Here is a 6915-nt window from a genome sequence, read left to right as displayed (position 1 = left end):
GCAAAAAAACTGTATATTAGTCAATCAGCGGTGTCTATACAAATAAAAAAATTGGAAACAAAATTAGATATACAACTTATCGAAAGAAATTCAAAAAATTTTAAGTTGACATTTGCAGGAAAAGAACTGTATCGAATGTCTAAAGATGTCTTTGATAAAATTTTGCGAATGAAATTCACGGACGAAATTATAGCTCCGAAAAGATTAAATATTTATGAAATATTAAAAGGCGTTATCGCTATCAAGCATATTTGATTCTCCCGTGCAATCGCTATTTATAGGCATTGATGAATAAAATTTTATTTGCTCTTGGCGGTTTAAAGAGCGAATGAGAAATTTAAAGGCGTAATGAGCTTTAAAAATTTACTCTACATTATAAATATCAAAATTTAAATGCAGTCAGCTCGGGGTATCTGTCATTAGTGTGCGCCTTGGATTTTTGCGGAAAAATTTAATGAGATTTTGTTAGGCGTAGCCGATGCGCACAGAAGCGAGCGATAATTAAATTTTCACTATGAATTTAAATAAGAGTGTTTTTAATACTAATTTTTCAAGCGTTAAAACGCGGCTTGCAGCGGCTAATGCGGTAAATTTACTCTGCGGTTGCAGTTAAAATTTCCGCCGCGCGGAGTAAATGTCGCGCAGAGGTAAATTTGCCGCCTAGAAGCTAAATTTTGCGTCGCAGTTAAATCCACAATAAGTTATTAAATCGGCAGCGAGCTCAAACGCTGTAAATTTAGAGCCCGCAGGCGTAAGCGCTTGACTTAGGCTGAGCCGCGATCTTTTATTATAAGATGCCTATTGTTCGCATTCCTGCGGCTGTTTAAAACAAACCGCACAATGCTTTAAATTTTAAAATTTTATTTGAATAAGCTATTTACGCTCTCGTCGTGATATACCCGCCTGATGACCTCGCCGAAAAGCGGAGCGACGCTGATTACCTTGATGCGGTCGCTTTCCTGCTTTAGCGGGATTGTGTCGGTCACGACGAGGCCGTCTAGCGCGCCGCTTTCGATGCGCTCGTATGCCGGGCCGCTCAGCACGGCGTGCGTGCAAAACGCGCTGACGCTCTTTGCGCCCTGTTCTTTAAATGCGCCTGCGGCCTTGACGATGGTGCCCGCGGTATCGATCATATCGTCGATTAGGATCACGTCCTTGCCGGCGACGTCGCCGATGATGTTCATCACCTCGCTTTTGTTCGCCTCCTCGCGGCGCTTATCGACGATGACGAGATCGAGCGAGAGCTTTTTGGCGAAGCTTCTTGCGCGCGCGACGCCGCCCACGTCGGGGCTGGCGATGATCGGATTTTTTAAATTTTTCTCTTTCAGGTAGTCTAAGAATATCAGCGAGCCGTAGAGGTTATCGACCGGCACGTCGAAAAAGCCCTGTATCTGCCCCGCGTGCAGATCCATCGTGACGACGCGGTCAATGCCCGCCGTTTGCATCATATTTGCCACGAGCTTCGCGCTGATCGGTACGCGCGGGGCTGCCTTGCGGTCTTGGCGAGCGTAGCCGAAATACGGCACCACCGCCGTGATTGAGTTCGCGCTGGAGCGCTTCAGCGCGTCGGTTAGGATCAGAAGCTCCATCAGATTGGAGTTTGCAGGCGCGCATGTGGGTTGGATGACGAAGACGTCCTTGCCGCGCACGCTCTCGCCGATCTGGACGCTGATTTCGCCGTCGCTGAAGGTTTTGATCGCGCACTCGCTAAGCGGCAGCGAGAGATATTTGGAGATTTTTTTGGCAAATTCGGGATTTGCGGTGCCGGAGAAAATTTTATATCCGCGCATTTTAATGACCTTTGGATTGAAATTTGCTCGAATTCTACACCAAAAGCGCTAAATTTTAGCTAATTCGCCCGCCGCGCCCCCGTAAAATTCATAAGCGAGTATCGTGAACCGCCGCCCGTTTGCGAGATAAATTTTTAAAATTTTAAGGCGGTTCGGCTCGCCGCGGCTTTGGTTGGGCTAAATTTTGGCTGTGGGTTGCAGCGCCCGCGAGCGATCGGAGCCTGCGTTTTATGCTGGTAGCTGCGCAGATTGCCGGCAAAATCGTATCGCAAAGCTTGATGAAAGTTTGAAAAAAAAGGGGCACGACTAAAATCGTATCGCGGAGGGCAGGGCGCCGGGTAGCGCAGGATTTTATTATTTGCGATACAGACGCACAAAATTTTATCTTTAGAGTTGCGGAGATTATGCGTAAATTTAGATTTGAGCTTGTGCGGGACAGACTGCGCGGATACTTTGCGGCGCGCTAAATTTAGACTGTCGCGGCGTATAAATTTTAGACCGCCAGCGCGGTTAAATTTAAAGCGCGCTTTGACGATCAAATTTAAAGCTTGCTGTTTAGAGCTCGATCGCGTGTTGCGAAATTTTAAAATTTATCGTACGAGCTCCATTCGTCGCGTAAATTTCGGAGTCGCTTTTGCACGTTTAAATTTTAAAATCGCACAGGCTCTCTCGCCGCATAAATTTCTATATCGTTTTGGCACGCTTAAATTTTAAAATCGCGCGATGCAGCGTAAATTTATCCGCAGCGGGCGCTATTCCGTGATTTTAGTGGGCTCGCCGAATAGCCTATTTATCTCGGAGATCAAAATTTCCTTGCCGTCCTGCGCGCCGTTTGCGAGCTCGGCGAGGCCTGCCTTGGCGGCGCGCATGCTCTTGCTTGTATCGCGGGGCTTTGCGGCGTAGTTTTGTGGATCGGTGGATCTTAACAGATCATCCTTCTCTCCGTCGCCATCTCCTGTAGAAATTTTGGAATTTTGCAGCTTGGAATTTGAAGCGGAATTTTGCAGCTTGGAATTTGAAGCGGAATTTTGCGAATTGGAATTCATTGCAGAATTTCGCTCCGCAGAATTTTGCGCCGTAGAATCCGCCACGGATTTTTCCAAATTTTGCTGCTCGGAATTTCTTGCCGTATCCGTTTGCAATTTTGCGGCTTGCGCCTCATTTGCGGCGGAATTTATTTGCGGCGCACAGCTCTGCTCGCCCGTTTGCGTAGATTCGGGATTTTCTTGCACGCTGCTAGAGGTGGGGCTTTCATTAAAATTTTGCGACGCGGAATTTACAGGGCTTTGTGAGGTCGAATTTCTCGGGCGCGCAGTATTGGCGCTGGATTCGGAAGTCGCGCCTTGCGTAGAATTCTTGCTTTGTGTAGCGGTTGTGCCACCTGCGGAATTCCGATCGCGCTCGCTTTGGGCGGGATCATCGCCGTTTTGTGGCGCGCTTTGCTCGATTTTGATTTTCGCGCTCTCGCCGAAAAGCGATTTTAGCACGCTATTGATCGCTCGCGAGCCCTTGCGCAGGTACTCTCTGTCCTGTCCCTGCGCGCGCGAGAGCAGATACAGCGTGCCGCGCTCAAATTTTAAAAATTCCACGCACTTGCTAAATTTTTCGCCTAGATCGTAATCGCGGTCGTAAATTTTGGCTAAAAAATTCTCGTAAATTTCATTTTGAGCGCCCGTTTTGACGGAAAAGTTAGAATTTTGCGCCTGCGCCGCCGCGCCCGGTTTGATCTCGCCGCCCGCGTCAGGGCTCTGTTTTGCCGCACCGCCCGCACCGGAGTTTTGTGCCGAGCTTGCGGGACGTTTAGCGCTCGCAGTAAAGCTCGGCACTTCGCTTGTCGCGCTATCTGCGTCACTCGACGCAAAAGTCGCGCCGCTCGGCTCGCTATTTGGCGCAAAAGTCGCGCTTTGATTAGAATTTGACCTAAAATTCGGCGCGAAGCTTTGCGCGTTTAAATTAGGCGCCGAAGCGGAAGCATAGCCCTCGCCTTGATCCAGGGATCTGCCGACCTCTATGAGCTCGTCGATCTCGCGCAGATTGACCGCCTCCATCATCATAAAAATCATCATGCAAATCGCGTAAGTGTTGTCGGGGCTGATGGCGAGCATGCTCTTAGCGCCCGCTAAAATGCGGAAAAACCGCTCATACATCAGCAGGCTAAATTTCGCGTCGCGGCGCAGGAATTTATCCTTTAAATTTGCGATCATCTCGTCGATTATCGTCTCGGCATTGTAGTTTTCGACCTCTTTGATGATCTCGATCGCGCCCGCGCGGTCCTGGCGCAGCACGATGTCTAAAATTTCGCCGATTTTAGCGGGATCGAGCAAGCCCAGCATATCGGCGATCGCGCGCTGCGTGATTCCTTCGCGGCTAAAGATAATCGCCTGATCGAGGAGCGTGAGCGTGTCTCGTAGCGAGCCCGAGCCGCTGCGCGCCAAAATTTCAAGCGCGCCCTCTTCGTAAGCGATGTTTTCGGTTTTTAAAATTTGCGCGAGGTGCGCTACGACGGCGCTTTTGGCGATCGGCTTAAAGCGAAAGTGCTGCGTGCGCGATAGCACCGTGACGGGAAGCTTGAGCGGATCGGTCGTCGCAAGGATAAATTTTACGTAGCTAGGCGGCTCCTCGAGCGTTTTTAAAAGCGCGTTGGAGGCCTCTTTGGTAAGCATATGCACCTCGTCGATGATGAAAATTTTAAAGCGTGCGCTTGCGGGATGATACTTCGTCTGCTCGATGAGCTCGCGGATATCGTCGATCTTGCGATGGCTGGCGGCGTCCATCTCGATGATGTCGATGTGGCGTCCCTCGTTTGCCATTACGCAGTTATCGCAGATCTCGCACGGCTTGCCGGTAGGGCCTTTATCGCATAAAAGCGCTTTGGCAAAAATCCTAGCCGTCGAGGTTTTGCCGCTGCCGCGAAGTCCGCTGAAAAGATATGCGTGGCTCAGCCTGCCCGAATCCAGCGCGTGTGCGAGGCTTTTGGCGACGGCGTCTTGACCGATGAGCTGCTCGAAGCTTTTGGGTCTGTATTTTAAAGCGAGTGCTTGCAAAATTTCTCCTTTGATCTTGCAATGATACAAAAAAATCTATAAATTTTAAATTTAGTGCTACAATGCGCCCGAATTTCAGAAAAAGGATCAAAATGAAAAAATTTTTAATCGGCGTATTTGCGCTATTTTTTGTCGCCTGCTCGCAAACCAGCAGCGTCATCAGCCTAAATCCGTATCTTTCTAAGGCCGATCAGACCGTAAGCGGCAAGTCGGTAAATATCAACGCGATCAACGATCAGCGCGAAAATCAGATGGTAATCGCCGTTATAAACGACAACGACGGCAAACTAGTCGATGAAGTGCTTTTAAAAAACAATCTCTCGGCGTGGTTTGATCAGGCTTTGCGCGCGGAGCTTGAGGCCCGCGGCGTAAGGATCGATCCTGCAAGCCCGAATATCGTAACCGTAAATATCAGAAGCATCTCGGCAGCGATCAACGGCTACTCGAAGGAAAATATGAGCGCAAGAGGCGAGATCGCGATCTCTATCGTGCAGGGCAACAAAACTACGACCAAGCGCGTTTCGCAGGATCAGAGCCAATTTACCGCGCTTCGCACGGCTAGATCGCTTAATCCTTTTGTGCAAAGCTTGCTTGGCGACATCGTCAAAAAATCCGCCGATCAAATCATCTTGACGCTTTAGATGCGCTGCGTAAATTGCGGCGCGTTTAGCCTGCGCACGATCTGCGCCGCCTGCGCCGCAAATTTAGCCGAATGCCGCCTAGGTATGCGGCAGGTGGAGGGCTTTAGCGTATTTTATTACTACGGTTACTCCGAAATTCGAGAGCTCATACTTTCTAAACATCACGAATACGGCGCTGCGGTGCTTGCGCGCATAGCCTCTTTAAGCCTAGCGAAATTCCCGCTTCATCTGCAGCGCGAAATTTCTGCAAATCCGCAAAACTACGAAGCGTTTAAAACGGACGGAATTTTTAAATTTAACGCCGTGCCGCTGGATGATGACTCTCGCAGCGGTTATTCGCACACGGCGATCTTAGCTCGCGCGCTAAAAAGCGAGCTCGTGGAGCCGAAATTTCACTGCCTGCGTGCGCAAAACCGCGTCAAATACACCGGACAGAGTTTGGAATTTCGCCTAAAACACAAGCGAAATTTTAAAATTTTAACCCCGCCGCAATTCCCCGTGATCCTGGTAGACGACATCATCACCTCGGGCCTTAGCATGCTGCAAGCGCGCGAGAGCTTGATCGATGGCGGCTTTATGCCCGTGTGCGGCTTGGTTTTAGCTAATGCAAAAGAATAATTCGCTATAATCGCGCTTTAAAATTTAAAATTTCAAGCCGCGTTAGATTTTAAAATTTTACCGCGAGCCTCTAAATTTAGCGATAAAGTGCGACACAATTTCTCTATTTTTAAGCGGGATTTTAGTAGAATCACATTATAAAATTTACCCGTAAATTTATATGAAAAGATAAAATTTCATCGATTATCGCCTCCGGTAAATGGTCGCGGATAATGTAAAATTTGACAATAAATTTAGCGCTAAATTTTATGCATAATCTTACAAAAAGGGAGTTAATGGAGCTTGTTATAGAGCTATTTCTTGCGATCACCGCGCTTGCGATAGTGCTAAATATCGTCTTTAAAATTTTTGAAATTCCCACTATCATCGGCTATATCGTCGCGGGCGTGTGCTTTTCGCAGATATATAGCTTAAGCAGTGTCGAAAACGCCCATATGTCCGAGCTGGCGGAATTCGGCATCGTCTTTTTGATGTTTACCATCGGGCTTGAGTTTAGCTTCCATCACCTGATGAGCATGAAAAAGGACGTATTTTTTAACGGCATACTCCAAGTACTCGGCACCGGTATTATTCTAGCGCTCATCATCGATCAAGCTTTCGGCGGAAACATAAAAACCGTGATGATTATCGGGCTTGCGCTCGCGCTTAGCTCTACGGCGATCGTGCTAAAAACGCTCAACGAAACAGGCGAAATTAACCAAAACTACGGGCGCAAGGTGCTTGGCATCCTGCTCTTTCAAGACCTCGCCGTCATCCCGATCTTGCTGATGATCGACATCTTCGGCTCGACCGACAATACCCCCGTGAACTATCTAATCTTAA

Annotated in this window: 6 protein-coding genes; 4 read left to right on the top strand and 2 right to left on the bottom strand. The window is 48.5% G+C overall.

Translation table 11 applies throughout. The features are described from left to right. The coding region (locus Q0277_RS01000; protein WP_297994626.1) for a LysR family transcriptional regulator at positions 1 to 255 on the top strand (255 nt) is incomplete at its 5' end. Positions 256 to 860: 605 nt separating this feature from the next. Here Q0277_RS01000 and Q0277_RS00995 read toward each other — a convergent pair. Together Q0277_RS00995 and Q0277_RS00990 are read right to left on the bottom strand one after the other, a co-directional pair. Then, the gene (locus Q0277_RS00995; RefSeq protein WP_005873085.1) at positions 861 to 1790 is read right to left on the bottom strand and encodes a ribose-phosphate pyrophosphokinase; all 930 of its coding nucleotides are present in this window, start codon (positions 1788 to 1790) and stop codon (positions 861 to 863) included. Positions 1791 to 2542: 752 nt separating this feature from the next. Next, on the bottom strand, positions 2543 to 4834 hold the full coding sequence (locus Q0277_RS00990; RefSeq protein ID WP_297994622.1) for a DNA polymerase III subunit gamma/tau: 2292 nt from the start codon (positions 4832 to 4834) through the stop codon (positions 2543 to 2545). A 92-nt stretch (positions 4835 to 4926) separates the two neighbouring features. Between Q0277_RS00990 and Q0277_RS00985 the strand changes: the two genes are divergently transcribed. The 3 genes from Q0277_RS00985 to Q0277_RS00975 all read left to right on the top strand — a co-directional run. After that, positions 4927 to 5475, top strand: a complete 549-nt coding sequence (locus Q0277_RS00985) for a YajG family lipoprotein (protein ID WP_297994620.1) — start codon at positions 4927 to 4929, stop codon at positions 5473 to 5475. Beyond that, positions 5476 to 6093 (top strand): ComF family protein, encoded by a 618-nt coding sequence (locus Q0277_RS00980; RefSeq protein WP_297994618.1) that lies wholly within the window; start codon positions 5476 to 5478, stop codon positions 6091 to 6093. Positions 6094 to 6368: 275 nt separating this feature from the next. Further along, on the top strand, positions 6369 to 6915 hold a 547-nt coding region (locus Q0277_RS00975), incomplete at its 3' end, for a cation:proton antiporter (RefSeq protein WP_297994614.1).

This window comes from uncultured Campylobacter sp., assembly GCF_938030815.1.
Taxonomy (GTDB): Bacteria; Campylobacterota; Campylobacteria; order Campylobacterales; family Campylobacteraceae; genus Campylobacter_B.
The sequence above is the reverse complement of the archived record's forward strand: the minus strand, read 5'-3'. Positions and strand labels throughout refer to the sequence as shown.

Excerpts from the sequence above, each read along its gene's own strand:
- Q0277_RS00995 (WP_005873085.1), bottom strand. The coding sequence starts at position 1,790 with ATGCGCGGATATAAAATTTTCTCCGGCACCGCAAATCCCGAATTTGCC.
- Q0277_RS00985 (WP_297994620.1), top strand. The coding sequence starts at position 4,927 with ATGAAAAAATTTTTAATCGGCGTATTTGCGCTATTTTTTGTCGCCTGC.
- Q0277_RS00980 (WP_297994618.1), top strand. The coding sequence starts at position 5,476 with ATGCGCTGCGTAAATTGCGGCGCGTTTAGCCTGCGCACGATCTGCGCC.